Genomic DNA, 26,491 nt, shown 5'->3' with positions numbered 1-26,491 from the left:
CTGGGGCTTAGCGGCCCGGTCGCCGACGGTATGAGCCAGGGCGAAAGCCATGATTCGTCAGGAGGGAACAGCCGCTCATGGAAATGCCCGTCGTCAACCGATGCGAGGCCACCTCGTGCGCGTACAACCGCGACCGCATGTGCCACGCCACCGCCATCACGGTCGGGGACGCGTCCCACGCGCACTGCGACACGTTCTTCACCGCGCCCGCGCCGGGAGGCGACCCGTCCACTACGGGCCGGGTGGGCGCCTGCAAGATGTCCGACTGTCAGCACAACGTGCAACTGGAATGCCAGGCGCCCGGCATCGACATCGGCTACTCCCTGGACGAGGCCGACTGCCTCACGTACGCGCCCGCGTAGCGCCTCCGCCCTCACGGCGAACCGGAGCGAAGCGGGCGATGGGGTTGACCAGGTCGCCGGCCATCTGCAGCGCGGCCGAGGGGTCGGCCAGGTCCACCATCTGCCGGTTGTTCCGCAGTTGCAGGCGGTTGAGGCACGACAGGGCGAACGTGCCGGCGAACAGGTCGTAGCGCCGGAACCGCTCCTCGAGGTGCGGGACCGACCGCTGGTAGGCCGTCGCGCACTCGGCGACGGTCCGCCAGAAGGCGTCCTCGTCCAGCACCCCGCCCGTGGCGAGCACCGCGTTGAGAAAACGCAGGAAGCAGTCGAAGACGTCGGTGAAGATCGACAGGAGACGTTGTTCCTCGGGCACCTCGGCGCGGATCCGCCGGACCTCGGGCGGCAGGTCCGCGTCCGGGTCCATCACCACGATCTCCTCGGCGATGTCCTTGAAGATCACCCGCTCCACCGCGCCGCCGTCCAGGACCATGATGACGTTCTCGCCGTGCGGCATGAACGCCAGGTCGTAGGCGTAGAAGGCGTGCAGCAGCGGGACGAGGTAGGCGTCGAGGTAGCGCCGCAGCCACACCTCGGGGGCGAGGCCCGACTGCTCGATCAGGGCCGCCGCGAACGACCGTCCTTCTTCATCGGTATGCAGCAGGGAGGCCATCGTGGCCAGGCGCAGGCCCGGCTCCAGCCCCGCGACCGGGCTCTCCCGCCACAGCGCCGCCAGCATCTTCCGGTACGGCGAGTGGCGGTCGGTGGCCGCCTCGTACCGCGGGTTGCGGTACCCGACGGCGGCCCGCTCACGGGTGATCGTCAGCCGGGCCGCGCGGAGGACCTCGTCGTCCCCGATCAGGCCGGCGAGCCAGTCGTTGATCGCCGGGGTGCCCTCCATGTACGCGGCGGACAGGCCCCGCATGAAGCCCATGTTCAGCACCGACAGGGCCGTCTTGACGTAGTGCCTGGACGGCGCGCCGGCGTTGAAGAACGTGCGGACCGACTGCTGGGCGAGGTGGTCGTCGTCGCCGGGGCCCAGGCAGACCAGCCGCCGCTCGGCGACCTCCGCCGCGAACGTCACCGAGATCCTGTTCCACCACTGCCAGGGGTGCACCGGCACGAGCAGGTAGTCGGCCATGTCGAGCCCGAGACCGGCGAGCGTGCCCGCGAAGCGGGCCAGGACCTCCTCGCCGAGTTCCCCGCGCGTCAGCCGTTCGTAGTCGATGTCGCGCGAGCAGGTGAACGTCGTGTGGTCGCGGTGGGCGGCCAGCCAGATCAGCCGTACGGGCGCGGCGGCCTCGGGGGCGTACCGGTGATGGTCGTCGATCCCGTAGCCGATCCGGCCGCTGTTGGCCACGAAACACGGATGGCCCTCGGTCATGGCGGCCTCGATCTCCTGGAAACCGGCCCTGGCCAGCTCGGCCGCGCCGACCGGCGGCCGGCTCAGCTTGTACGCGAGGCCCGCCAGCGTGGAGGTGATCTCCTCCAGGTAGACCGGCAGGATCTCGTCGCTCAGCCCGAGCGGGCCGCGCATCTCGGTGACGAACTCCAGCGCGTCGAGCGGCAGGGCCTCGCCCGAGACCCGGTGGCGGGTGACCTCGCCGATGTGCCAGTGGTCGAGGGACATCACCGTCGCGGTGAAGCGGTACTCCACCGCGCCGGAGTCGGCGCGCACCGCCCATCGGCCGTCGCCTGTGGGGCGCGGAGTGAGCAGCCGCTCGTGGGCGAACTCGGCGAGCGCCTTGCGCACCAGCCGCCGGTTGGCCTTCTCCCACAGCTCCGGCGTGAGGTGGGAGACCGCCTGGATGGGGTTCACGCCGTCGCCTCCCGGGTCGCCGCGAGGAACCGCTCCCGGGTGCAGACGCTCAGCAGGGCGTCCTTCTCCGGCTTGGCGACCGTGCCGGCGACCTCGAAACCGACGGCCGCGTTGAGCACGTGGACCGCCGTGTTGCGCACGTCGGGCTCGACCACGACCCGCCGGATCGCGGGATCGGCGAACAGGAACTCCATGACCGTGGTGATCACGGCCCGGGTGAAGCCGTGCACCGGGGTGCCGGTCGGCGCGCACAGGAAGTGCATGCCGACGTCGCCGTCCCGGGCCTCGTAGAGCCCCGCCAGCTCGACCCGGGCGGGGTCGTAGCTCTCGGCCAGGAACGCCGGGCGCCCGTTGACCAGCCCGAGGAACGCGTCGCGGTGCGGGTGATCGACGATCTCGCGATACTCCTTCGCCACGTCGGCGACGTCGGCGTCCCGCATCATCCAGAACACCGCCTTGGGATGGGTCACCCAGGCGTGCACCGCCGGCGCGTCGGCCTCCGGGTCCAGGCGGCGTACGGCGAGCTCGCCGACCCGGTCGTCGCCGCGGCGGAACAAGATGTCACTCATGCGACCACGCCCTCGGGCGCGCCGAACTCCTGGAAGGCGATGGCCTTCTCGATGGGGTAGTGCTCGCGGCCCAGGATCTGGCTGATGATCCACGAGTTGCGGTACGGGCCCATGCCGAGGTCGGGCGAGGTGACGCTGTGGGCGTGGGCGGCGCCGTTCTGCAGGAAGATCCCCCTGCCGGTGACGTCGATGCTGTAGTTCCTCGCCACGTCGAACCGGCCGTGCCGATCCCACCGGATCCGGTCACGTACGGGCTCCAGGAAGGCGGGGGGCTCGTAGCGGTGGCCGGTGGCCAGCACGAGGCCCTGGGTGACGAGCGTGTGGTCGCGCTCCTGCTCCACGTGGCGCAGCCCGAGCGTGTACTCGCCCCGGCCGGCGTCGTAGGCCGCCTCGCGCAGCTCGGTGCAGGTCAGCAGCCGGGTGGGGATCGGGCCGCCCACGGTCTTGGCGTAGAGCAGGTCGAAGATGTCGTTGATCAGTGCCGCGTCGATGCCCTTGTAGAGGCACTTCTGCTCGGCTTCGAGGCGGTAGCGGGTGTCCTCGGGCAGCGCGTGGAAGTAGTCCACGTACTCGGGAGAGGTCATCTCCAGGGTCAGCTTGGTGTATTCCAGCGGGAAGAACCGCGGGGATCTGGTCACCCAGTTCAGCCGGTAACCGCGCGTGTCGACGTCGGCCAGCAGGTCCCGGTAGATCTCGGCGGCGCTCTGCCCGCTGCCGACGACCGTGATGCTCTCCTTCGCCTGCAGCGCGGCCTTGGCGTCGAGGTAGCCGGTGGTGTGGACGAGGTCGCCGCCGAGGCCCCGGCAGGCCTCCGGCACGTACGGCGGGGTGCCGGTGCCGAGCACGAGGTGCCGGGCCCGGTGTTCAATCTCACGGTGCTCGGTCTCCTCCCCGCCGTCGGTGACCGCGCGCACCACGTAGCGGCCGTCGGTCTCGTCGTACGTCACGGAGGTCACGCGGTGGCCGAAGCGGACGCTGCCCAGCCGCCCGGCGGCCCAGCGGCAGTACGCGTCGTACTCGGCGCGCAGCTGGTAGAAGCTCTCGCGGATGTAGAAGGGGTAGAGCCTGCCGGTCTCCTTCAGGTAGTTCAGGAAGGAGTACGGCGAGGTCGGGTCGGCCAGCGTGACGAGGTCGGCGATGAACGGCGTCTGCAGCGTCACGGAGTCGAGCATCATCCCGGGGTGCCAGGCGAAGCCGGGCCTCGCCTCCAGGAACACGCCGTCGAGCTCGGCGATGGGCTCGGTCAGGCAGGCCAGGCCCAGGTTGAACGGCCCCAGCCCGATCGCGACGAAGTCATGCGTGGACATGCGTGACTCCCGGATGGTCGGCGGGCGGGGCGAGCTCGTCCACGTAGCGCCGGGCGTGCCCCGCGAGGAGGTCGAGGACGTGCGCGATGTCGTCCAGCGTGGTCTCGGGGTTCAGCAGGGTGAACTTCAGGTGGTGGCGGCCGTCGACCTTGGTGCCGGCGACGACGGCCGCGCCGGAGGCGGCCAGCGCCTCGCGGGCGTACAGGTTGGCGTCGTCGGCGAGTTCGCGGCCGGGACCTTCCTGCGGCAGGTAGCGGAAGACCAGCGTGCTCAGCGGCGACCGCGTGACGACCTCGAAACGCGGGTCCGCCGTGATCAGCGCGTGCGCCTCGGCCGCGCGGTCGACGACCTCGTCGAACAGCTCGCCGACCGCGTCCGGGCCCATCGTCCGCAGCGTCAGCCAGAGCTTGAGCGCGTCGAAGCGGCGGGTGGTCTGCAGGCTCTTGTCCACCTGGTTGGGGATGCCCTGCTCGGCCATCCGCAGGGGGTTGAGGTAGTCGGCGTGGTGGGCCGCGTGCCGCAGGACCGCGCCGTCGCGCACCAGCACGGCGCTGGAGCTGACCGGCTGGAAGAAGGACTTGTGGAAGTCGACGGTGACCGAGTCGGCCCGCTCGATCCCGTCGAGCAGGTGCCGCCGTCTGCGGGAGACCAGCAGCCCGCAGCCGTAGGCCGCGTCCACGTGCAGCCACGCCCCGGCCCGTGCGCACAGATCGGCGATCTCCGGCAGGGGGTCGATCGAGCCGAAGTCGGTGGTGCCGGCGGTGGCCACCACGGCCATGACCACCAGCCCGGCGCGGCGGCAGCGGCCGAGTTCGCGGGCGAGCGCGGCCGGCCGCATGCGCCGCTGCGCGTCGGTCTCCACCGTCACGACCGCGTCCGGGCCGAGGCCGAGCAGGTTCGCCGCCTTGCGCACGCTGAAGTGCCCGGCCTCGGAGGTGATCACCCGCAGCCGCGCCGGCGAGGCGTCCGTACGGGCCTCCTCGCGGGCGAGCAGCAGGGCGTGGAGGTTCGACTGGGTGCCGCCGCTGGTGAAGACACCGTCGGAGGCGGGGCCGAAGCCGACCCGGCCGGCCGTCCACTCGACGAGGCGGCGCTCGATGAGCGTGCCGCCCGCGCTCTGGTCCCACGTGTCGAGCGAGGAGTTGACCGCCGACAGGACCGCCTCGCCCAGCAGCGCGGGGATCACCACCGGGCAGTTGAGGTGCGCCAGGTAGCGGGGGTGGTGGAAGTAGACGGCGTCGCGCAGGTAGACCCGTTCGAGCTCGTCGAGGACGGCGGCCTGGTCGTGCAGCGGCCGTTCGAGGTCGATCGCGGCGATCCGCGGCGCGAGCCGTTCTGGGGACACGCCGCTGAACGGCCGGTCGGCGCGCCGGATCCGCTCCGCCACCCGCTCGGTCCCGGCCGCCATCGCCCGCCGGTATCCCTCCACCGTGCGGTCGTTGAACAGGTACGCCCGCGCGGCCCCGGCATGGGGATAGGTCATTGTCATCCTTACCGTTTGAGGTTAGGTTAGGCGAACCTAACTTTTGGGAGTCGACACGTGTCCCCCGGTGATTTCTCGGACGTGTGGTCAGCCGAGCTTCTTGGCGTTCCGGATCGCCGTCGCCAGGCTCTCCAGGATCGGGGCGGCTCCGGCGTACGAGAAGCGCGGCACGGGGTCCCAGGCGACGACCTGGTCGGCCTCCACGGCGGGCAGCTTGGCCCATGCCGGCTTGGACGTCAGGTCCTTGGCCTGCAGCGCGGTGCTGCGGTTGTCGAGCAGGATCAGGTCGGCGTCGTACTTGTCGGCGTTCTCCCAGCTCAGGTTCTCGTAGTAACCGCCCTCGCCGGGCTTGTCCGGCTTGACGATCTCGACCCCCAGCTGGGCGAAGTACATGAGGTCGGTGTTGACCTCCGGGTTGGACACGTACAGCACGTCGGGGCTGCCGGAAGCGGCCAGGACCCTGATCCCGGGGTTGTCGGCGACCGCCTTGCGGACGCTCTCGGCGGCGGCCTCGAACCTGGCCTTCGCCTCGGCGACCTTCGGGGCCTTCAGGTCCGCCCCGAGCGACTCGGCGAGGGCGGCGTAGCGCTCGATCGGCTGGGTCATCGGGACGCGGGCCGCGCTGACGGCGACGGTCGGGGCGAGCTGGACGATCTTGTCCTTGCTCTCGTCCGGGACGTACCACAGGGCCCCGGGGTCGTACATGTGCGTGACGAGAAGCTCGGGGCGCAGCGCCGCGTACTTCTCGATGTTGAACTCGCCCCAGACGTTGCCGAGGATCGTCACCTTGTTCACGTCGAGGTCGCCGGCCTGCGGGTCGGGCGAGCCGTCGGCGCGCTTCGTCTCGCCGAAGACGCCGACGATCCCGTCCCGCACCCCGTAGTCGGCGAGCGCCGCCGCCGCGCCGGTGAACGCCACGACCCGCGACGGGACGGCCGCGGCCGTGACCGCCTCCTTCCTGTCGTCGGTGAAGGACCACGATGTCGCGCCCTGACCTGACGTCGCGCTCTGGCCCGACGTCGCGCTCTGACCCGCGGCGGAGGGCGCCGGGTCGCTCGATCCGCAGGCGGCGAGCGCCAGCGTGAGTACGGCGGCTCCGCCCGCCGCGAAAAGGCCGCGACGGGACATGGGGGAGTTCAGGTTTCGCACGGTTCGTCTTTCTCTCACATGGCACAGCCGACACTGGGCCTTGGGGTTGATCGCTAGTTAGGTTACCCTTACCTAAGTTCTTGTCCAGAGGGGCGATGAAATTCGTCCCCGGCCCCCCACCGGAGCAGGTCGTGGTCGTCACAGAGTCCTCGCAGATCAGCAGGCCTGCGCGGGCGCCGGGAAAACGCGCGGAAAACGGCCGGCGCGCGGCGGCGTTGCTGGGCTCGGCGATCGCGCTGGCCGCCGTCCTCGTGCTCAGCCTCGGGCTCGGCGCCCGGCAGCTCTCGCCGGTGGAGGTCTGGCACGGACTCGTGGACGCCGACTCGGCCGCCTACACGGTCGTCCACCAGATGCGGCTGCCGCGCACCCTCCTCGGGCTGCTGGCCGGCGCCGCGCTGGGGGTCGCGGGCGGCGTCATGCAGGCGCTGACCCGCAACCCGCTGGCCGACCCCGGCCTGCTGGGGATCAACGCGGGCGCCTCGGCCGCGGTGGCCACCGCCGCGGGACTGCTCGGCGTGGCGTCGTTCCAGGGCCGCGTCTGGTTCGCCCTGGCCGGCGCGGCGGCCGTGTCGGTGCTGGTGTACGCGGTGGGCGGCGGTCGCGCGGCCACCCCGGCGCGGCTGGCGCTCGCGGGAGCCGCCATCAACGCCGCGCTCTACTCGTACGTGAACGGGACGATGCTGCTCGACACCGCCTCGCTGGAGACCATGCGCTTTTGGACCGTCGGTTCCCTCGCGAGCGCGCAGGGCGGGACCGCGGCCATGATGGCGCCGTTCATCGCGGCGGGACTGTTGGCGGCCATGGCCCTGGCCCGGCCGCTCAACGCGCTCGCGCTCGGCGACGACTCGGCCCGCTCGCTCGGCGCGCACCCCGCCCGGGTCCGCGCGGGCGCCATCGTGGCGGTGACGCTGCTGTGCGGGACGGCGACGGCGGCCTGCGGGCCGATCGTCTTCGTCGGGCTCATGGTGCCGCACCTCGTCCGGGCGCTGACCGGCCCCGACCAGCGCTGGATGCTCCCCTGCTGCGCGCTGCTCGCGCCCGTGCTGCTGCTCGGCGCCGACGTGCTCGGCCGGCTGGTGGCCCGGCCCGGCGAGCTGCAGGCGGGCATCGTCACGGCGGTGCTGGGCGGCCCGCTGTTCCTGTACTTCGTGCGAAGGAAGGTCCGGGTGTGACCGCCGGCCATGTGATCGTCCGGCCCAGGGCCGTCGCCGTGGGAGCCGGCTGTCTGCTGCTCGCGCTCGTGTTCGGCGTGCTCGCGGTCGGCGGCGGCGACTACCCGATGAGCCCCTCCGACGTCGTACGCACCGTGCTGGGCGGCGGCAGCCCGGCCGAGGACTTCATCGTGCACGGGCTCCGGCTGCCCCGCGTGGTCACCGCGCTGCTCGTGGGCGCGGCCCTCGCGCTGGCCGGCGCGGTCTTCCAGTCGCTCGTACGCAACCCACTGGGCAGCCCCGACCTGCTCGGGTTCACCCAGGGCTCGGCGGCCGGGGCGCTCCTCGTGGTCGTCACGGGGGGCGGCAGCGCGGCGCTCGCGGGCGGCGCGGTGCTCGGCGGCGTTCTCACCGGAGTGGCCATCTACGCCCTGGCCTGGCGCGGCGGTCTGCACGGGCACCGCCTCGTGCTGGTGGGCATCGGCGCCACCGCGATCCTCACCGGCGTCAACGGTTACCTGCTCACCCAGGGGCGGCTGATGGAGGCGGCGCGGGCCATGTTGTGGCTCACCGGCAGCCTGGACGGGCGCGGCTGGGAGGACGTCCTCCCGCTGCTCGCCGCGATGGCGGTGCTGGCGCCGGTGGTGCTGCTCGGTTGCGCACGCCCCCTGGCGATCACCGAGATGGGCGACGACCTGGCGCGCGGCCTCGGCGTACGGGTGCAGGGCATGCGCCTGGTCCTGCTGGGGGCGGCCGTGCTGCTCACGTCCCTGGCGGCGGCGGCCGCCGGGCCCGTGTCGTTCGTCGCGCTCACCGCCCCGCACCTGGCCAGGCGGATGACCGGGACGCCCGGGCCGAACCTGCTCGCCGCGACGTGCACGGGCGCCGCGCTGCTGACGGGCGCCGACCTGGCCGCGCAGCGGCTGTTCGCCGGCCACCAGCTGCCGGTCGGGGTGGTGACGGGGGTGCTCGGCGGCGGCTACCTCGTCTGGCTGCTCGCCGCCCAGCGGAAGGCGGGACGGATATGACCGAGACCACCGTGGACAGGAACGCAATGGCAGGCATGCACGACGACGGGCCGCGTCTGAGCGGCAGCGCGCTGACCCTCTCCTACGACAGAAGGGTCGTCGCCGAGGACCTCGACGTCGCCATCCCCGACCGGTCCTTCACGGTGATCATCGGGCCGAACGCCTGCGGCAAGTCCACGCTGCTGCGGGCGCTGGCGCGCACGCTCCGGCCCGCCGCCGGGACGGTGCTGCTCGACGGGCGTGACATCACCTCCCTGCCCGCGAGGAAGGTCGCCAGGACCCTCGGCCTGCTGCCCCAGACGTCCGTCGCGCCCGACGGCATCACGGTCGCCGAGCTGGTCGGCCGCGGGCGCTATCCCCACCAGCGGCTGCTGCGCCAGTGGTCGGCCGACGACGAGCGGGTGGTGCGCGAGTCGATGGAGGCCACCGGGGTCGCCGACCTGGCCGGGCGCCTGGTCGACGAGCTGTCCGGCGGGCAGCGCCAGCGCGTGTGGATCGCGATGGCGCTGGCCCAGGAGACGCCGCTGCTGCTCCTGGACGAGCCGACGACCTACCTGGACATCGCCCACCAGATCGAGGTCCTCGACCTGTGCGCGCGGCTGCACGAGGAGCGCGGCCGCACGCTCGTCGCGGTGCTCCACGACCTCAACCACGCCGCCCGCTATGCCGGCCATCTCATCGCGATGCGCGACGGCCGGGTCGTGGCCGCAGGCGCGCCCGGTGAGGTCATGACCGCCGGTCTGGTGGAGGAGGTCTTCCGGCTGCCCTGCCGGGTGATCGACGACCCGGAGACCGGCACTCCGCTGGTCGTCCCCGCCGCCCGCCGCCGCGCCGAATCGGCGGCGAGGGCCGCGTCGTGAGCACCCCGATGTCGGAGACCGCGTCGTGAACATCCCGGTGCCGGAGACGACGTCATGAGCATCCCGGTGTCGGAGACGACGTCATGAGCAGCGCGTACCGGGACGCATTCGGCATCCCTCACCTGCGCGCGGACGATCCGTACGAACTGGCCTTCGCCCAGGGACGCGTCACGGCCCTGGACCGGGCCTGGCAGATCGAGGTGGAGCGGCGCCGGGCGACCGGCACGTCGGCGGCGGTCCTCGGGCCGGACGCCGTGCCCTGGGACCGCTTCGCCCGGCAGGCCCGGCTGGCGGACACCGCCGAACGCTGCCTGCACGCGCTGGACGGCGACACGGCGGCGTGGGTGCGCGCCTACGTGGACGGCGTCAACGCCGGGCTCCCCGAGGGGGCGCGCCGCGCACCGGAGTTCGCCGCCGCGGGGGAAACGGCACCGCGAGAGACGACAGGGCCCGGCGTGGCCGGGCCCGACGCGACAGGTCCGGATGCGGCAGGTCCGGATGCGGCAGGGCTCGCGCCGGGCCGGTGGGAGCCGTGGACACCGATGGCGATCTGGCTGTCCCACCACATCCTCTTCGCGCACTTCCCGGCGAAGCTGTGGCGCGAGGCGGTGGCCGAACGGCTGGGTCCCGAGGCGGTCGCGCTGTTCGCGGCCGACGGACCGGGCACCTCGGGCAGCAACGGCTGGCTGGTGCCCGGCGATCGCACCGTCACCGGCGCAGCCCTGATCGCGGGCGATCCCCACCGGTTCATCGAGGACCCCGGCTTCTACCAGCAGATCCGCCTGGCCTGTCCCGAGTTCGACGTGGCAGGGCTGGCCGTGCCGGGCGTCCCGGGCATCGCCCACTTCGGGCACGCGGGCTCGGTCGCCTGGGCGATCACCAACGCCATGGCCGACTACCAGGACCTCTACCGGGAACGGCTCCGGCGCCGCGAAGGCCGCGTCGAGGCGCTCGGGCCGGACGGCTGGCGTCCGTGCGCCGCCCACGTCGAGGTCGTCGAGGTCGCGGGGGAGAGCCCGGCCGAGGTCGAGGTCGTCGAGACCGAGCGCGGCCCGGTCGTCATGCTCGGCGGGACCGGCCCGGACAGGCTCGGGCCGACGGGCGCGGACCACGAAGGACCGGCCGTTGGGGACCGGTCCCACGAGAACGGCTTCCCGGACGACGCGCGGAACCGCGAGCGGGAGACCGCGTGGGAGGCGGTGAGCCTGCGGTATCCGCCCCGGGTGCGCCGCGACCTGGGGTTCGCGGCGCTGCCGGCGCTGCTGCGGGCCAAGACCGTGGCCGACGTGGACCGGGCGCTCGTCCGCTGGGCCGAGCCCGTCAACGTCGTGCTCGCCGCGGACACCGGTGGCGGGCTGCTGCACCGGGTCGCCGGTGTGGTGCCCGTGCGCCACCCGGACAACGCGCTGCGGATCGTGCCCGCCTGGGAGCCGGGGCACGAGTGGAGCGGCCTGTACGCGCCGATGCCGCGCCGCGCGGTGTCCGGCATCACGGTCATGGCCAACGAGCGGGGGCTCGCCGCGCCGCTCGGCGTCGAGTTCGCCGCGCCGTACCGCGCCGCCCGGATCAGCCGCCTGCTCGGCGGCTCGCCGCGCTGGTCGGCGGGGGAGATGGCGGCCGTCCACACCGACACGCTGCTGCCGGGCGCGGGCCCTCTCCTGGACCTGCTCGCCGGGGTTGACGGGCTCGGTCCCGAGGCCGTACGCCTGCGGGACCGGCTGCTCGGCTGGGACCGGCGCATGGACGCCGGCAGCACCGGCGCGGCGGAGTACGCCGCCGTCCGTGCGGAGGTGGTGCGGCGCCTGGCGGCCCACCCCGCCCTGGCCGCCCTCGCCGGCGTGGACGCGGAGGCTCCCGAGGTCTTCCGGCCGTGGCTGGCGCTCACTCCCCGCGTGGCGTACGCCCTGGAGAAGCTGCTGACGACCGACCGGCTGCCCGGGCTGGACCGGGCAGCCCGCGCGGACCTGGCCCGGGCGGCGCTGGAGGACGTGACCGCACGCTGCGAGGCGACCGGCGTCCGGTGGGGCGACCTGCACCGGCTCGCCCCCTGGCGGGCGGTGCCGTACCCCGCGATCCCGGGCGCGACGTCGACGGAGGCGGGCCTTTCCGGCGACCACGACTGCGTGCTGTCCACGTCGAGCGTGCCCGGCGTCACCCACCACTTCGCCCGGGGGCCCGCCGCGCGCTACGTGTGGGACCTCTCCCGGCGCGACGGGAGCCTGTGGATCGTCCCGTTCGGCGCGAGCGGCGTGCCGGGCGACCCCCATCGGCGTGACCAGCACCCGCTGTGGTCGCGCGGTGAACTCGTGCCGGTGATCACGGACTGGGACCGACTCGTCGAGGAGCAGCATGACCACTGAGCCGCTGACCACTGAGCCGCTGACCACTGAGCCGCCGACCACTGGGGCGCACACCACGGCCTCCCCGCGGCGCGAAGCCGTGTGGGAGCAGGTGGTCGAGGGATTCGGCACCATCCGCGTCGTCCCGGTGGACCCGCCGGCCGACGCCGATCTGATCCACTCCTGGGTCACCGAGGAACGGGCCCGGTTCTGGGGCATGCTGGACGCGAGCCGCGACCGGGTGCTGGAGATCTACGACTACCTGGACGGTCTCACCACCCACCACGCCTATCTCGTCCACCGCGACGACCTGCCGGTGGCGCTCTTCCAGGCGTACGAGCCCGGAGCCGACCCGGTCGGGGAGTGCTACGACGTCCAGCCGGGCGACGTCGGGGTCCACCTGCTCCTCGGGCCGGCGGCGGGGGAGGGCGAGCGCGGCTTCACCGGCGCCCTGCTGTCCGTGCTCGTCGCGTACGCGTTCTCCGACCCGCGCCACACCCGGATCGTGGCCGAGCCGGACGCCCGCAACGACAAGATGATCGCCCGGATGCTGCGTACCGGCTTCACCCTCGGCCCCGAGATCGACCTGCCGGACAAGCGGGCCCGGCTGTGCTTCCTGACCAGACACGACCGCTGACACAAGGAGTGCGAGTGCTGCTCGACGCCCTTTCCGACCATCTGGAAGGCCTCGCGGCGGAGCGGGACGGCGTGCTGGGGGTCCTGCCCAGGCTGATCGCCGACGACTCCCCCGGCTGGATCCCCGCCGCCTCCCTCGTGCGGGAGCCGTACGAGGGCCTGCTCGCGCTGGTGGACGAGACGGCGGCCCGCTGGAGCGCGCCGCGTCACGTGGCGGCGGCGCTGCTGTGGAAGACCTACGGCTACTGGCACACGATGCCGATGGCCCTGGGCTGGAGTCTCGGCCGCCGGGTGCCGCTGATGCGCCTGGAGGACACGCTGCTCAGGCCGTCCGCGGCCGGTGTGACGGTGGCGGCGTCCCGGGTGACCGTGGCCGTGCTCCCCGGCGACCCGCTGGCCGGGGCCGACGGCACCGTCATCGTCCCCGACCTCGCGGCGGCCATCAGGGAGGCCCTCCTGGAGAGCCAGTATCCGTTCGTCAGAGCCCTCAGTGCCGCGACCAAGGTGGGCGAGCGCACCCTGTGGGGGTCCACCGCCGAGGCGGTCGCCCATCCCCTGCTCACGCTCGGGTCGTACGACGAGGCGGCCCGGCTGCTCGACGAGATCGGGCCGCCCGTGGCCGGACTGCTCGTGCCCGACGGCGACGGATACCGCCGCCGCACGTGCTGCCTGTGGGTGACGCTGCCGGACGCCGACCCCTGCTCCACCTGCTGCGTACGCTGACCCGGCGCTCACCGGGTGCCGAGGCTGCGGGCGGTGCCGTCGGCGATCGCCTGGAGTTTGTCCGGGTTGGCGACGTTGTGGATGGTGGTGATCCGGCCCTCGGTGTCGAAATCGAAGGTGACGCTGGCGATCACGCGACCCTGGCCGCGGAAGACGACGCCCGGCCCGCCGTTGATCTCGGCGAGCTCGGCGGTCATGTCGGCGGGCTCGATGCCCTGGTAGGTGACGGTGCCGATGGCCGCGAACCAGGCGGCCACCGTCGCCGCGCCCACGACCGGGCGCAGGGCCTGGCGGACCTTGCCGCCGCCGTCGGTCCACAGGGTGACGTCCGGGGACAGCAGCTCCATCAGGGCGTTCACGTCACCGCCGGTCGCGGCGGCGAAGAACCGCTCGGTGACCGCACGCTGCCGCGACCGGTCGGCGGCGAAGCGCGGCCGCCGGGCCCGCACATGCTCGCGAGCGCGGTGCGCGGCCTGCCGTACCGCGGCTTCGGAGCGCTCGACCGCCTCCGCGATCTCGGCGTGGCTGAAGTCGAAGACCTCCTTCAGCACGAACACCGCGCGCTCGATCGGGCTCAGCGTCTCCAGCACCACGAGCATCGCCATCGACACCGACTCGGCCTCCGTGACGGCCTCGGCGGTGTCGCCGCTCGTGAGGACGGGCTCCGGAAGCCACGGCCCCACGTAGGCCTCACGCTTGCGCTGGGTGGAGCGCAGCCGTTCCAGCGCCACATTCGACACGATCCGCGTCAGGTACGCCTTCGGGTCGGCCACCTGCGAACGGTCGGCCGCCGACCAGTTGATCCAGGCGTCCTGGACCGCGTCCTCGGCGTCGGCCGCGGTGCCGAGGATGCGGTAGGCCACCGAGAACAGCAGGTTCCGATGCCGGACGAACACCTGCTCGCCGGGGTCGGAGGTCTCGGTCATCGCGCCTGCCCGACCCGGGTGAAGCGGCCACCGCGGGGCCAGAACGCGCCCGATGCCGGCATCTTCTTCATGCGGCCCCACGTGGGCCAGGGTGAAGCGGTCACCGTCTCCTTATAACGGACGGCCGCGCGGCCGGTCAGGTACAGCCGCCGGGGGCTGTCGTCGGGGTGGGTGAACTGCACGACCGCGTCGTGCCGGCCCAGGCTGACCGGCGTGTGGTAGTAGCCGAAGCGGAACGGCTTGGGCCGCCTGCCTCTCAGCGTCCGGACGATCGACACCGCGGCGTGCACACCGGTCGGCATCCCGCCCTGGCAGGTGCCGTGCATGACGCCGTAGCCCTGGCGGATCGCCGCCGCGTCGCCCACGGCGTACACGTCGGGGTGGGACACCGAGCGCAGGGCGGCGTCGGTCACGATGCGGCCGTGTGCGTCGACGGTCAGCCCGGCGGCGGCCGGCAGCGGCGAGACCCGCGTGCCGCTCGTCCACAGGACGGCGTCGGCCGCCACGCTCTCCCCGCCGGCCAGCTCGACCGTGCCGGGCAGCACCTTCACCACCTCGGCCCCGCTGCGGACCGTCACGCCCAGGCGCTCGAGCGCGGCGTGCAGATACGCCTTGGCCTTGGGGTTCATCGTCGCGCCGGGTTCACTGCGGCCCAGCAGCACGACGTTCAGCTCCGGGTGCCGCTCGGCGATCTCCGCGGCCGACTCGACGCCGGTCAGCCCGCTGCCGACGACCGCCACCGTGCCGCCGCCGAGCCGCGACAGCCGGTCGGCCAGCATCCCGGCGTCCTGGGGGCCGTCCAGGGTGTAGGCGTGGTCCTCGGCGCCCGGCACCGCCGCGGTGTCGGCCACGCCGCCCAGCGCGTACACCAGGGTGTCGTAGGACAGGACGCGCTCGTCGTCGATCCGCACGGTCTTCGCGTCCGCGTCCACCGCCGTCACCCACCCGCGCTCGAAGCGGGCGCCCTTGCCCTCCAGCAGTTCGGGGATGCTCAGCTCGGCGAGCCGCTGCCCGGTCGCCGACATGTGCAGCCGCAGCCGCTCGGTGAACCGCTCCTGCGCGTTCACCAGGGTCACCCGCACGTCGCCGCTGCGCCTGACCCGCGAGGCGAGCTGGATCGCCGCGGACAGGCCCGCGTACCCCGCTCCCAGGATCACCACCCGGTGTGTGGTCGCCACGCCGTCTTCGTGCCGTGCGCTCATCGTTCCGCCTCCTCGCTCCGATGTTGACGACCACCAGATGGAAGCGGCCCGCCCGTACGTGACACGCGCCCGATGTGACGCTCGCCACACCCCATCGACCCTCCGGTCCTCCGTGGAGGCGCTGGGCGGCAGGTTGCGTGTGGTGGCCGACTTCGGGGACACGGAATACACGCTCGCCTGAGCGCGGATCCGAGCCGTGATCGGAGGTGGGAGGCGGTTCAGGGCTGATCGGGTGCGACGGCGGCGGCGATGTGTGCCGCGACGCCGGCAGGCGGGATGCCCGTCGTGTCGACGAGCCGGCCCTCGCGGCTGAGCCAGGGGAGGGCGTCCTGGTAGGCCGTCAGATGGTCCAGCCTCCACCGCGAGTTCGACGGCGTGTCCCCCTCGATCCTCCGCAGGAGCGTGGCCCGGTCGGCGTGGAGCACGAAGTGGTGCAGCGGGATGCCGGCCGCCTCCAGGCCCGCGCGGATCTCCTGCCAGTATTCCTCGACCAGGACGGTCTGGGGCAGGACGAGGACGCCGCCGACCTGGTCGGCCAGCCGTGTGACGGTCTCCACGACGAGCGTGCGCCACAGCGTCCAGTCCTGGAAGTCTCCGACCTTCGGCAGGCCCGTGGCATGCGTGAGCATGACGCCGACCTGTTCGGGGTCGAAGAAGTGAGCCCGCGGGATCGATCGCACGAGTTCCGCCGCCGTGGTGGTCTTGCCCGCGCCGAACGTCCCGTTCAGCCAGATGATCACAGGTCGAGCCCGGGCCGGCTCTGCTCCGGCACGGCGGACGCGTCGCGCCGTACGGCGGCGGCCCGGGCGGCGAGGAGCACGGACAGGGCCTCGCAGTCGTCCGGGGTGAGCGGCGCGAAGGGGAGCAGGTAGAGCCTGCCCCCGGGACCGTCGACCAGCTCGACCGGCAGGGAACGGGTGGGCACCTCGATCGGCGCGGTGGTGGTGGTCATGATGAGAGTGATTCTTCCGCACGCGACCGACATTCCCGCCCCCGGCGACGGCCGAGAGGCCGGGCGCCTGGCGTTGATCGCTGCCATGATGTCCGGCAGCAGATGAAAGAGGTCGCCATGTCGGACATCGACGTGAAATTCGGCTGGTTATCCGGTGACGGGCCGCTGGGCTCGATATTCGGGGTGTCCTTCGTCCGCGGACTCGCGCCCCGGGAGGTGCTCGTCCGCCTGGGTGTGGACGAGAGCACCATCGACGAGATGACGTTCGAGGAGCTGGACGAGAACGCGGAGGAGTGCCTGGAGATCTCGGACGGCATGGACGCCGCTTGGGCCGGCGCCGTGCGGACGGGTGACTGGACCGTGCTCGTCGAGCCCGGCGGCTGGCGGGTCGCCGCCGAGACGGGCGTGCTCGAGCGCGTCTCGCGGGGCACCGAGGTCGTGGCGGTCAGCAGGCACGACTACGCCTCCGACGACTTCGCCCACGCGATCGACGGCCGGGTGATCACGCGGTTCGAACCCCTGGCGCCGCACCTGCGGTCCGGCGACGACCCCGACCGGTGGATCGGCGAGATGCGCGACGTGGGGCTCGGCCGTGACGGCTTCGACGACGCCATGCCCGAGGGTTCCATCGCCGCCGCGTTCGCTCTGGCGGGCGTCATCACCGGTGTGGACCTGTCCCCCGCCCTGCTGCGGACGACGTTCCTCGCGGGCACGACGAACCCCGACGACTGAGCCCCGGGCGGGACGTCAGGGGACGTAGCGGTAGCCCATGCCCGGCTCGGTGATCAGGTGGACGGGATGGGCGGGATCCCCCTCGAGCTTGCGCCTGAGCTGGGCCATGTACTGGCGCAGGTAGTGCGTCTCCTTCACGTACCGCACGCCCCACACCTCGCTCAGCAGCTGCCGCTGGCCGATCAGCTTGCCGGGGTTGCGGATCAGGAGTTCGAGGATGCGCCACTCGGTCGGGGTCAGCCGTACGTCGCCGGAGACGGTCTTGCCGGCCAGGTCGACCACATGGTCCCCGATCCGTACGCGGGCGGGCTCGCTCTCCCGGGGACCGGCGCGCCGGGTGACCGCACGCACGCGGGCCAGCAGCTCGTCCACCCCGAAGGGCTTGGTGACGTAGTCGTCCGCTCCGGCGTCCAGCGCGTCGATCTTGTCCTGGTTGCCGGTGCGCCCGGACAGCACGATGATCGGCACGCTGCTCCAGCCGCGTACGCCGTGGATGACCTCGACTCCGTCCATGTCGGGCAGCCCGAGGTCCAGCACGATCAGGTCGGGACGCCGGTCGGCGGCCTCGCGCAGCGCCGAGCCGCCGTCCGCCGCGACGGCGACCTCGTATCCGCGCGCGGCCAGGTTGATCCGCAGCGCGCGCAGGATCTGCGGCTCGTCGTCGACGACGAGGATGCGGCTCACGGCGCTCCGCCGCCGAGCTCCAGCGGAAGCCCGGGCACGTCGTCGGTGTGTACGGCGACGGGCAGGGTGAGGACCATGGTGAGCCCTCCTCCGGGAGTCTCGTCGGGTGTCAACTCTCCTCCCATCGCCTCGGCCAGCCCGCGCGCCAGGGCCAGGCCCAGCCCGACCCCGGTGTGGTTGTCCCGGTCCCCCAGCCGCTGGAAGGGCAGGAAGATCCGGTCGTAGGCGTCGCGCGGCACGCCGGGCCCACGGTCGATTATCCGGATCTCGGCCCGGTCGCCGTACCTGCTGGCGGTGACGAGCACGCTCTCCCCGGCGGGGGTGTAGCGGACGGCGTTGGCGACGACGTTGGCGAGCACGCGCTCCAGCAGCGCCGGGTCGGCGACGACCTCGGGCAGGTCGGGCGGGATGTCGATCCTCACCTCGGCGGCGAGCGGCCCGAGGTCGTCGACCGCCCGGGGCACGATCTCCTCGACGGCGACCGGCAGGGCGGCCACGCCGAGCACCCCGGCCTGCAGGCGGCTCATGTCGAGCAGGTTCGCCACCAGCCGGTCGAGTTTGGCCAGCGACTCGTCCGCGGTCTCCAGCAGTTCGGCGCGGTCCTCCGCGGACCACTCGACGTCCGTGGCGCGCAGGCTCTCCACGGCGGCCTTCGCGGCGGCGAGCGGGGTGCGCAGGTCGTGGCTCACCGCCGCGAGCAGCGCGGTGCGCATCCTGTCGGCCTCCGCGAGCGGCCTGGCCTGCTCGGCCTCCTCCTCCAGCCGTTCCTGCCGCAGAGCCACGGCGACCTGCGCGGCGAACGCCTCGATCACGCGGCGTTCGGAGGCGTCCAGCAGCCGGCCGCGCGCGGCGAGCACGAGGTCGTCGTCGATGTCCACGTCGGCGTCGGCGGCGCCGGGGCAGACGCAGGGCTCTGCTCCCGCGGTGGCCACGATCCGCCAGGAGCCCGGGTCGGACCGGTCGTCCGGTCCCTGCCCCGCCTCGGGGCGCCGTTCCAGCAGCGTGACCGCGACCAGGCCGAACGTCTCCCGCGTACGCGCGAGCAGGGAGGGCACGGCGGCCTCGCCGCGCAGCACGTGACCGGCGAGCGCGGACAGGATCTCTGCGTCCGCCCCGGCGCGGGCCGCCTCCCGCGTACGGCGGGCCGCCACGTCCACGATCATGCTGACCGCCGCCGCGACGAACACGAACACGACCAGGGCGAAGAGGTTCTCCGGGTCGGCGATCGTCAGGGTGTGCCGCGGCGGGGTGAAGAAGAAGTTCAGCAGCAGGGAGCCGGCGACCGCCGCCGTGATCGCCGGCCACATGCCGCCGATCAGCGCCACGCCCACGACGGTGGTCAGGAACAGCAGGATGAAGCTCGGCAGCGCCAGCGTGCCCCGGAAGGGAAGCAGCGCGGCGGTGAGCAGCGGCAGGCCGATGGCGGCCACGGCCCACCCCGCCAGCCTGCGCCGCCGGGTGAGCGCCGCCCGCGACCGGTGCGGGCGTTCCCGTCCCTTCTTGACGTGCTCGTGGGTGATCATGTGGACGTCGATCGAGCCGGACCGCGCGGTCGTCTCGACGCCCACGCCCCTGCTGAGGACCTGGGCGAACCGGCCGCGCCGGGAGGCGCCGAGCACGAGCTGGGTGGCGTTGACGCCGCGGGCGAACTCCAGCAGCGCCCGCGGCACGTCGTCGCCCACCACCTGGTGGTAGGTGCCGCCCATGCTCTCCACGAGGGCGCGCTGGCGCGCCAGCAGCCCCGGGTCGCCGCCGCCCAACCCGTCCGCGCGGGTGACGTGGACGGCGAGCAGGTCGGCCCCCTTCGTCCGGGCGGCGACGCGGGCCGCCCGCCGCACGAGGGTGTCGCCCTCGGGCCCCCCGGTGAGCGCGACGACGACCCGCTCGCGCGCCTCCCACGTGTCGGCGATGCCGTGCTCGGCCCGGTAGCGGTCGAGCTGCTCGTCCACCTCGTCGGCGAGCCACAGCAGGGCCAGCTCGCGCAGCGCGGTGAGGTTGCCGACGCGGAAGTAGTTGGCGAGGGCGGCGTCCACCTTCTCCGGCGTGTACACGTTGCCGTGCGCGAGCCGCCGCCGCAGCGCCTCCGGGGTCATGTCGACCAGCTCGACCTGGTCGGCCCGCCGTACGACCTCGTCGGGCACGGTCTCGCGCTGCGGGATGCCGGTGATGTGCTGGACGACGTCGTTGACCGACTCCAGGTGCTGGATGTTCACCGTGGAGATCACGTCGATCCCGGCGTCGAGGAGCTCGTCGACGTCCTGCCAGCGCTTGGCGTTGCGCGAGCCCGGCGCGTTGGTGTGCGCCAGTTCGTCGACCAGGGCGACCCGCGGGCGCCGGGCGACGACCGCGTCCACGTCCAGCTCGGGGAAGGCCGCCCCCCGGTACGTCACGCTCCTGCGGGGGACGATCTCCAGCCCGTCCAGCAACCGCGCGGTGCGTACGCGGCCGTGGGTCTCCACGAGGCCGACCACGACGTCCGTGCCGCGTTCCTTGCGGCGGTGGCCCTCGCAGAGCATCGCGTACGTCTTGCCGACCCCGGGTGCCGCGCCGAGGTAGATCCGCAGCCGCCCGCGTGGCATGGCCGCTCACCTCTCCCTGTCGAGGGCCAGATTGAGCTCCAGCACGTTCACGCCGGGCTCCCCCAGGAAGCCGAGGGCGCGGCCGGTCGTGTGCTCTCCGATCAGTGTGCGCACCCTGCGCACGTCCAGCCCGCGTTCCCTCGCCACCCGGGGGGCCTGCAGCTCGGCGTACGCGACGGAGATGTGCGGGTCGAGGCCGCTGCCGCTCGCCGTCACCGCGTCCGGGGGGACGACCGCTCCGGCCCTTCCGCGCACCGGCACCGTACGCCCTGACGAATAGTCCTCACCGGGCCTGCCGCACTCGACCCGCACGCCCTGGTACGTGGCGGCGAACGGCGCGGCCGGGCACGCCTGGTTGACGCTGACCACCCTCGCGGGCCTGCCGACTGCGGGGAAGACCTTGAGCACCGCGCCTGCCCCGTCCGCCGTGCAGTACGGCCTGGCGCCGCTGACGCCCTCAAGCTCACCGACCGCCTTGGAGCGCGCGCACACCTGGGTCAGCAGGGAGACCCTCCCCTTCCTCGCGGCCTGGTCCGTCCCGCGAGGGTCGGGCAGCCGGTCGACGACGTCCTGCGGGCCGAGGTTGCTCGCGCCCGAGGCCAGCGGGTCATAGCCGCCCGCGGAAGGGCGGCTCTGGAAGTATCCGCGCACCGGGCGGCCGTTCCGGTCGGTGAAGAGCTGCCCGACGAGGGCGCTGCCCACGTCCCTGCCGTCCTCGCGCAGGATCGAGCCGCCGGCCCTGTGGGGGAGGAGGACCTGGGCGATGCCGGTCACCAGCAGGGGATACAGGACGCCCAGGATCACCGTGAGCACGGCGACGGCCCGGACCGCCGCGAGGTGCCGGCGGAGTGTGTTCGGCAGGCGTTCCATCACGTTCCCAGCCATCAGGACATCCCCGGAAGGAATTGGACGAACAGGTCGATGAGCTTGATGCCGATGAACGGCGCGACGACGCCGCCCAGCCCGTAGATGTAGAGGTTGCGGCCGAGCAGCGTGGACGCGCTGGAGGGGCGATACCGGACGCCGCGCAGGGCGAGGGGGATCAGCGCGACGATGACCAGGGCGTTGAAGATCACCGCGGACAGGATGGCCGACTGGGGGCTGTGCAGCCGCATGAGGTTCAGCGTGTCCAACCCGGGGTAGACCGCCGCGAACATGGCCGGGATGATCGCGAAATACTTCGCGATGTCGTTGGCGATGGAGAACGTGGTCAGCGCTCCCCTGGTGATCAGCAGTTGCTTGCCGATCTCGACGATCTCGATGAGCTTGGTGGGGTTGGAGTCGAGGTCGACCATGTTCCCGGCCTCCTTGGCGGCCGAGGTGCCGGTGTTCATCGCCACCCCCACGTCGGCCTGCGCCAGCGCCGGGGCGTCGTTGGTGCCGTCGCCGGTCATGGCGACCAGCCGCCCGCCCTCCTGCTCCTTGCGGATCAGCGCGAGCTTGTCCTCGGGGGTCGCCTCGGCCAGGAAGTCGTCCACCCCGGCCTCCCTGGCGATGGCCTTGGCGGTCATCGGGTTGTCCCCGGTGATCATCACGGTGCGGATGCCCATCCGGCGCATCTCGTCGAACCGCTCCCGCATGCCCTGTTTGACCACGTCCTTCAGGTGGATCACCCCGAGCACCCGGGCCTTTCCGCCGGACACCTCGCCGACGACGAGAGGCGTGCCGCCGGAGGCGGAGATCCCGTCCACCAGGTGACCGACATGCCCGGTGGGATGGCCGCCGTTGTCGCGCACCCACTTCATGACCGAGGTCGCGGCGCCCTTGCGGACCTGCCGGCCGTCCACGTTCACCCCGGACATCCGGGTCTGGGCGGTGAAGGCGATCCACTCCGCGTGAGCCAGCTCGCCCGGCTGGCGTTCACGTAGGTCGTAGGCCTGCTTGGCGTGGACGACGATCGAACGGCCCTCTGGGGTCTCGTCGGCGAGGCTCGCAAGCTGCGCCGACTCGGCCAGGTCGAGCTCGGAGACGCCCTCGGCGGGGACGAACTGCGACGCCTGCCGGTTGCCGAGCGTGATCGTGCCGGTCTTGTCGAGGAGCAGGGTGGTGACGTCACCGGCGGCCTCGACCGCCCGCCCGCTCATGGCCAGCACGTTGCGCTGCACCAGGCGGTCCATGCCCGCGATCCCGATGGCCGACAGCAACGCCCCGATCGTGGTCGGGATCAGGCAGACCAGCAGCGACACCAGCACCAGCCCGCTCACCCCGTCGGCGCCGAGCGCGGTCGTGTCCGGTACGCCGGGGTTCTGGGCCTTGGAGTAGATCGCCAGTGGCTGCATGGTCACCGTGGCGATCAGGAAGATCATCGTCAACGCGGCCAGCAGGATGTTCAGCGCGATCTCGTTGGGGGTCTTCTGCCGGTCGGCGCCCTCGACCAGGGCGATCATCCGGTCGATGAAGCTCTCCCCGGGCTTCTGGGTGATCCGTACGATGATCCGGTCCGACAGCACCTTCGTGCCGCCCGTGACGGCCGATCGGTCGCCGCCGGACTCGCGGATCACCGGCGCGGACTCCCCGGTGATCGCCGACTCGTCCACGCTGGCGATGCCCTCGACCACGTCGCCGTCGCCCGGGATGACCTCCCCGGCCTCGATGACGACGTGGTCGCCCTGTCGCAACTCCTGGGCGCCGACGACGTCCCACCGGGCGGGGTCGCGCGGGTCCGCCAGGCGCCGGGCCATGGTGTCGCGCTTGGCCGCCCGCAACGTGGCGGCCTGGGCCTTGCCCCGGCCCTCGGCCACCGCCTCGGCCAGGGTGGCGAACAGCACGGTCAGCCACAGCCAGACCGCGATCGCCCAGGCGAACACCGAGGGGTTCGCGATCGCCAGGCCCGTGGTGAGGAACGCGCCGATCTCGACGACGAACATGACCGGGTTGCGCCACAGCGTCGCCGGGTTCAGCTTGCGTACGGCGTCGGGCAGCGACCTCACGAGCTGCCGGGGATCGTGCGAACCGGCGCCGATCCTGCCGCCTGTGCGGGGTGATGCCGTCGACGACATGGCTAGGACAGTCCTTCCGCGAGCGGCGCGAGCGCGAGGGCCGGCAGGAACGTGAGGGCGACGAGGACGACCGTGACGCCGGCCACCATCCCGACGAACTGGGGGCGGTGGGTGGGCAGCGTCCCGGCGGAGACCGGCACCGGCGCCTGCCGGGCCAGCGATCCGGCCAGGGCGAGGATGAAGACGATCGGCAGGAACCGGCCGAAGGCCATGCACAGACCGAGCGCCACGCACCACCAGGGCGTACCCGCGGAGATCCCGGCGAACGCCGAGCCGTTGTTGTTGGCCGCGCTGGTGAACGCGTAGAGGATCTCCGACAGGCCGTGCGGCCCGCCGTTCAGCATGGCCGCGAGGCCGGCCCGGTTGCCCATCGCCGCGGCCGTGCCGGCGAGCACCAGGGCCGGGGTGACCAGGAAATAGAGCGAGGCCAGCTTGATCTCACGCGCGCCGATCTTCTTGCCCAGGTACTCCGGTGTACGGCCCACCATCAGACCGGCCACGAATACGGTGATCACCGCCAGCACCAGGATGCCGTACAGGCCGGAACCGGCGCCGCCGGGCGCGACCTCGCCGAGCATCATGTTCAGCATCGTCATCATGCCGCCCAGGGGCGTGAAGGAGTCGTGGGCGGCGTCGGTGGCGCCGGTCGAGGTCAGCGTGCTCGCGGCGGCGAACGTCGCGGAGCCGGGCACGCCGAAACGAATCTCCTTGCCCTCCATCGCCGCGCCGGCCGCCCGGGGGACCGCGGCCCCGCCGGAGAGCTCGAAGACATTCGTCAGCGCCACGCTCACCAGGGCGATCACCGCCATGACGGCGAGGATCGCGTGTCCCTGCCGCACCTGGCCGACCATGCGGCCGAAGGTGCGCGGCAGCGCGATCGGGATCGCCAGGAGCAGGACGATCTGCAGCCAGTTCGTCCACCCGGCCGGGTTCTCGAAGGGATGGGCGGAGTTGGCGTTGTAGAAGCCGCCGCCGTTGGTGCCGAGCTCCTTGATCGCCTCCTGGCTCGCCACCGGGCCCCCGGGGATCGCCTCAGCGCCGCCGGTCAGGGTCGTCACCGCGTGCGGCGACGCGAAGTTCTGCACCACGCCACCGGCGACCAGCACCAGCGCTGCGACGAACGCGATAGGGAGCAGCACCCGGAACGTGCCGCGCACGAGGTCGACCCAGAAGTTGCCGATGGTGTCGGCCTGCCTGCGGGCGAAGCCCCGCACGAGCGCGACGGCCACGGCCATGCCGGCCGCCGCCGAAACGAAGTTCTGCACCGCCAGGGCGGCCATCTGCACCAGGTGGCCCATGACCGTCTCGCCCGGGTACGCCTGCCAGTTCGTGTTCGTCACGAAGCTGACGGCCGTGTTCCAGGCGACGTGGGCGGGGACCGGGGGCCGCCCGAGGCCGAGGACCAGCCTGTCCTGCAGGCGCTGCATGCCGTACACGACCAGCACCGAGACCGCGGCGAAGGCCAGCAGGGCGCGTGCGTAGACCGCCCAGGGCTGCTCGGCGTCCGGCCGCACGCCGATCATGCGGTAGACGAGGCGCTCGGCCGCGCTGTGCCGGGTGCCCGTGTAGACCCGGTAGAGGTAGTCGCCCAGCAGCAGGTAGACGACGGCGAGCACCGCGACGACCGACAGCACGAGCACGGCCCCTGCCGCTGCCGCGCCCATCAGAAGCGCTCCGGGAACAACAGGGCCGCGACCATGAAGACCAGCAGGGCCGCGGCCACTCCGAGGCCCACGGCGTTGACCACGCTCACAGGCGCTCCACCGCCCGTACGACGAGCCCGACGATCGTGAAGACCGCGATCGTCAGGGCGACGAAGACGACGTCCGCCATCCCCACTCCTCGGTTGTGATTGCTGCGGCACTCTCAGCACAAGCAAAGTCCGAGATCGGGGGCATATGACCGCTCTTGACGGCTTCCATACGGGTTCGGACCGAGTATTGACGCCCCCTGTACGCGGGCCACGCCAGGGGTTTCGGGCGTTCGCGTGCCGGAAATCAACGCGGTTCAACCGGCGAGCGGCGCCCCCCGAACAACTGTGTCGGTTCGGGGGAGGAGACGCGGCGTGGGCGAGGTGACCGACCAGATCGTGGAGGTCGTCCTGAAGGCGCTGGCCGGGGGCGTCTTCGTGCTGGCCTTCGCGGCGCTGGCCGAGATGCTGACGCCGAAACGGCTCGCCGGGGTGTTCTGCGCCGCGCCTTCCGTGGCCCTGGCCAGCCTCATCGTCACCGCGGGCATCGCCGGCATCCCGGACGTCCTCGCCTCGGCCCGCGGCATGTGGATCGGCGCGGCCGGTTTCGTGCTCTACTGTCTGGTCGCCGCTCCCCTTCTGGGCAGGTGGGGCGCCTGGTGGGGGGCGCTGGCCGCGCTCGCGGTCTGGGGCGCCACGGTGGCCGCCGGATACGCGCTGGCGCCGGCGGGCCTGCTCGCCCTTCCGGCCGCGGCCGTCCCCGCCTCGCTCTCCCGGCCGGGGACGCCGGAGCTCCCCCCGCCGCCGGCGCCGGAACCGTGAGCGCCGATCGTGACGGCGGCCGGTCTCACGACGGCAACCGGTCTCACGACAGCGGCCGCTCTCAGGACGGCAGCCGATCTCATGGCGACGGCCGCTCTCGTGGCGGCGGCGAGAAGGTGCGGCTGCGCATCGGCGAGCTCAGGCGGCCGCCCCCGCGCGACTGGGTGGTCCGGTTCGCGTTCGGCGCCGGGGTGTCGGCGCTGGCCGGCGCGGTGTCGGTGCTGGCCGGTCCGCGCGCAGGCGGGCTCTTCCTCGCGTTCCCGGCGATCCTCCTCGCGAGCGTCACCCTCATCGCCAAGGAGGAAGGCGTACGCCAGGCCGGGCAGGACGTGTGGGGCGCGACCTTCGGCGCCCTCGGCCTGATCGGCTTCGCCGTCGTGGTGACGACCACGGTGGTCGTCTGGCCGCTGTGGCTGTCCCTCACGGTCGCCACCCTGGCCTGGGCCGCCGTCTCCCTCACCCTGTACGCCGCCGCGACCCGGCTGCGCCGCTGAGCCGGGTCG

25 protein-coding genes are annotated in these 26,491 nt (G+C 72.8%); 10 read left to right on the top strand and 15 right to left on the bottom strand.

The genetic code is table 11. From position 1 onward, the window contains the following. Positions 1-77 precede the first annotated feature (77 nt). A complete protein-coding gene (locus HHX41_RS05175; protein WP_169983911.1) occupies positions 78-362 on the top strand; it encodes a DUF1540 domain-containing protein in 285 nt (94 codons plus the stop codon). On the opposite strand, the gene HHX41_RS05170 is transcribed toward HHX41_RS05175, so the two are convergent. The 5 genes from HHX41_RS05170 to HHX41_RS05150 all read right to left on the bottom strand — a co-directional run bounded on the left by HHX41_RS05170 (position 343) and on the right by HHX41_RS05150 (position 6,665). After that, complete coding sequence (locus HHX41_RS05170; RefSeq protein ID WP_182905005.1) at positions 343-2,157, bottom strand: IucA/IucC family siderophore biosynthesis protein; 1,815 nt, start codon at positions 2,155-2,157, stop codon at positions 343-345. The genes HHX41_RS05175 and HHX41_RS05170 overlap by 20 nt on opposite strands. After that, positions 2,154-2,726, bottom strand: coding sequence for a GNAT family N-acetyltransferase (locus HHX41_RS05165; RefSeq protein WP_182905004.1), 573 nt, complete (start codon positions 2,724-2,726; stop codon positions 2,154-2,156). The genes HHX41_RS05170 and HHX41_RS05165 overlap by 4 nt, the downstream gene beginning before the upstream one ends. Beyond that, positions 2,723-4,033, bottom strand: a complete 1,311-nt coding sequence (locus HHX41_RS05160) for a lysine N(6)-hydroxylase/L-ornithine N(5)-oxygenase family protein (RefSeq protein ID WP_182905003.1) — start codon at positions 4,031-4,033, stop codon at positions 2,723-2,725. Before HHX41_RS05160 ends, HHX41_RS05165 begins: the two co-directional genes overlap by 4 nt. After that, positions 4,020-5,516, bottom strand: a complete 1,497-nt coding sequence (locus tag HHX41_RS05155) for an aspartate aminotransferase family protein (protein WP_182905002.1) — start codon at positions 5,514-5,516, stop codon at positions 4,020-4,022. Before HHX41_RS05155 ends, HHX41_RS05160 begins: the two co-directional genes overlap by 14 nt. Before the next feature lie 87 nt (positions 5,517-5,603). Continuing rightward, positions 5,604-6,665 carry an ABC transporter substrate-binding protein gene (locus HHX41_RS05150; protein ID WP_310741782.1) on the bottom strand — a complete coding sequence of 354 codons (1,062 nt, stop codon included), beginning with the start codon at positions 6,663-6,665 and terminating at the stop codon, positions 5,604-5,606. A gap of 131 nt (positions 6,666-6,796) precedes the next feature. Here HHX41_RS05150 and HHX41_RS05145 point away from each other — a divergent pair, with 131 nt between their 5' ends. The 6 genes from HHX41_RS05145 to HHX41_RS05120 all read left to right on the top strand — a co-directional run bounded on the left by HHX41_RS05145 (position 6,797) and on the right by HHX41_RS05120 (position 13,402). Then, the gene (locus HHX41_RS05145; protein ID WP_310741781.1) at positions 6,797-7,837 is read left to right on the top strand and encodes an iron chelate uptake ABC transporter family permease subunit; all 1,041 of its coding nucleotides are present in this window, start codon (positions 6,797-6,799) and stop codon (positions 7,835-7,837) included. After that, positions 7,834-8,844 (top strand): iron chelate uptake ABC transporter family permease subunit, encoded by a 1,011-nt coding sequence (locus tag HHX41_RS05140; RefSeq protein ID WP_182905000.1) that lies wholly within the window; start codon positions 7,834-7,836, stop codon positions 8,842-8,844. Before HHX41_RS05145 ends, HHX41_RS05140 begins: the two co-directional genes overlap by 4 nt. Then, entirely contained in the window at positions 8,841-9,704 is an 864-nt protein-coding gene (locus tag HHX41_RS05135) for an ABC transporter ATP-binding protein (RefSeq protein ID WP_182904999.1), read from the top strand. Before HHX41_RS05140 ends, HHX41_RS05135 begins: the two co-directional genes overlap by 4 nt. A gap of 83 nt (positions 9,705-9,787) precedes the next feature. Further along, positions 9,788-12,064: a penicillin acylase family protein gene (locus HHX41_RS05130; RefSeq protein ID WP_182904998.1), complete on the top strand. Its 2,277-nt coding sequence runs from the start codon at positions 9,788-9,790 to the stop codon at positions 12,062-12,064. After that, on the top strand, positions 12,054-12,680 hold the full coding sequence (locus HHX41_RS05125; protein WP_182904997.1) for a GNAT family N-acetyltransferase: 627 nt from the start codon (positions 12,054-12,056) through the stop codon (positions 12,678-12,680). The genes HHX41_RS05130 and HHX41_RS05125 overlap by 11 nt, the downstream gene beginning before the upstream one ends. 14 nt (positions 12,681-12,694) lie before the next feature. Continuing rightward, positions 12,695-13,402 (top strand): (2Fe-2S)-binding protein, encoded by a 708-nt coding sequence (locus HHX41_RS05120; protein WP_182904996.1) that lies wholly within the window; start codon positions 12,695-12,697, stop codon positions 13,400-13,402. An 8-nt stretch (positions 13,403-13,410) separates the two neighbouring features. Here the strand turns inward: HHX41_RS05120 and HHX41_RS05115 are convergent, their stop codons facing one another. The 4 genes from HHX41_RS05115 to HHX41_RS05100 form a co-directional block, all read right to left on the bottom strand. Continuing rightward, complete coding sequence (locus HHX41_RS05115; RefSeq protein WP_182904995.1) at positions 13,411-14,328, bottom strand: RNA polymerase sigma-70 factor; 918 nt, start codon at positions 14,326-14,328, stop codon at positions 13,411-13,413. Further along, a complete protein-coding gene (locus HHX41_RS05110) occupies positions 14,325-15,530 on the bottom strand; it encodes an NAD(P)/FAD-dependent oxidoreductase (RefSeq protein WP_182904994.1) in 1,206 nt (401 codons plus the stop codon). The genes HHX41_RS05115 and HHX41_RS05110 overlap by 4 nt, the downstream gene beginning before the upstream one ends. Before the next feature lie 218 nt (positions 15,531-15,748). Continuing rightward, positions 15,749-16,270: an AAA family ATPase gene (locus HHX41_RS05105; protein WP_182904993.1), complete on the bottom strand. Its 522-nt coding sequence runs from the start codon at positions 16,268-16,270 to the stop codon at positions 15,749-15,751. Continuing rightward, entirely contained in the window at positions 16,267-16,482 is a 216-nt protein-coding gene (locus HHX41_RS05100; RefSeq protein WP_169983897.1) for a hypothetical protein, read from the bottom strand. The genes HHX41_RS05105 and HHX41_RS05100 overlap by 4 nt, the downstream gene beginning before the upstream one ends. Before the next feature lie 117 nt (positions 16,483-16,599). Between HHX41_RS05100 and HHX41_RS05095 the strand changes: the two genes are divergently transcribed. After that, positions 16,600-17,214 carry a DUF6461 domain-containing protein gene (locus HHX41_RS05095; protein ID WP_182904992.1) on the top strand — a complete coding sequence of 205 codons (615 nt, stop codon included), beginning with the start codon at positions 16,600-16,602 and terminating at the stop codon, positions 17,212-17,214. 15 nt (positions 17,215-17,229) lie between these two features. On the opposite strand, the gene HHX41_RS05090 is transcribed toward HHX41_RS05095, so the two are convergent. From HHX41_RS05090 to HHX41_RS05065, 6 genes are read right to left on the bottom strand one after another with little or no spacing between them, the layout of a single operon-like run. After that, positions 17,230-17,898 (bottom strand): response regulator, encoded by a 669-nt coding sequence (locus HHX41_RS05090; RefSeq protein WP_182904991.1) that lies wholly within the window; start codon positions 17,896-17,898, stop codon positions 17,230-17,232. Next, positions 17,895-20,477, bottom strand: a complete 2,583-nt coding sequence (locus tag HHX41_RS05085) for a DUF4118 domain-containing protein (protein WP_169983894.1) — start codon at positions 20,475-20,477, stop codon at positions 17,895-17,897. Before HHX41_RS05085 ends, HHX41_RS05090 begins: the two co-directional genes overlap by 4 nt. A gap of 6 nt (positions 20,478-20,483) precedes the next feature. Continuing rightward, positions 20,484-21,347: a potassium-transporting ATPase subunit C gene (locus HHX41_RS05080; RefSeq protein WP_169984084.1), complete on the bottom strand. Its 864-nt coding sequence runs from the start codon at positions 21,345-21,347 to the stop codon at positions 20,484-20,486. Between the two features lie 14 nt (positions 21,348-21,361). After that, on the bottom strand, positions 21,362-23,476 hold the full coding sequence (kdpB, locus tag HHX41_RS05075; protein ID WP_182904990.1) for a potassium-transporting ATPase subunit KdpB: 2,115 nt from the start codon (positions 23,474-23,476) through the stop codon (positions 21,362-21,364). A gap of 2 nt (positions 23,477-23,478) precedes the next feature. Further along, positions 23,479-25,140 (bottom strand): potassium-transporting ATPase subunit KdpA, encoded by a 1,662-nt coding sequence (kdpA, locus tag HHX41_RS05070; RefSeq protein ID WP_182904989.1) that lies wholly within the window; start codon positions 25,138-25,140, stop codon positions 23,479-23,481. Further along, entirely contained in the window at positions 25,140-25,229 is a 90-nt protein-coding gene (locus HHX41_RS05065; protein WP_169983891.1) for a potassium-transporting ATPase subunit F, read from the bottom strand. The genes kdpA and HHX41_RS05065 overlap by 1 nt, the downstream gene beginning before the upstream one ends. A gap of 312 nt (positions 25,230-25,541) precedes the next feature. On the opposite strand from HHX41_RS05065, the gene HHX41_RS05055 reads away from it, so the two are divergent. Further along, a complete protein-coding gene (locus tag HHX41_RS05055; protein ID WP_182904988.1) occupies positions 25,542-25,988 on the top strand; it encodes a hypothetical protein in 447 nt (148 codons plus the stop codon). Then, the gene (locus HHX41_RS05050) at positions 25,985-26,482 is read left to right on the top strand and encodes a DUF3147 family protein (protein WP_182904987.1); all 498 of its coding nucleotides are present in this window, start codon (positions 25,985-25,987) and stop codon (positions 26,480-26,482) included. Before HHX41_RS05055 ends, HHX41_RS05050 begins: the two co-directional genes overlap by 4 nt. Positions 26,483-26,491: the final 9 nt, after the last annotated feature.

The sequence above is a fragment of the Microbispora sp. H13382 genome, from assembly GCF_014161445.1.
GTDB lineage: Bacteria > Actinomycetota > Actinomycetes > Streptosporangiales > Streptosporangiaceae > Microbispora.
This window is presented reverse-complemented; position numbering and strand designations above follow the sequence as displayed.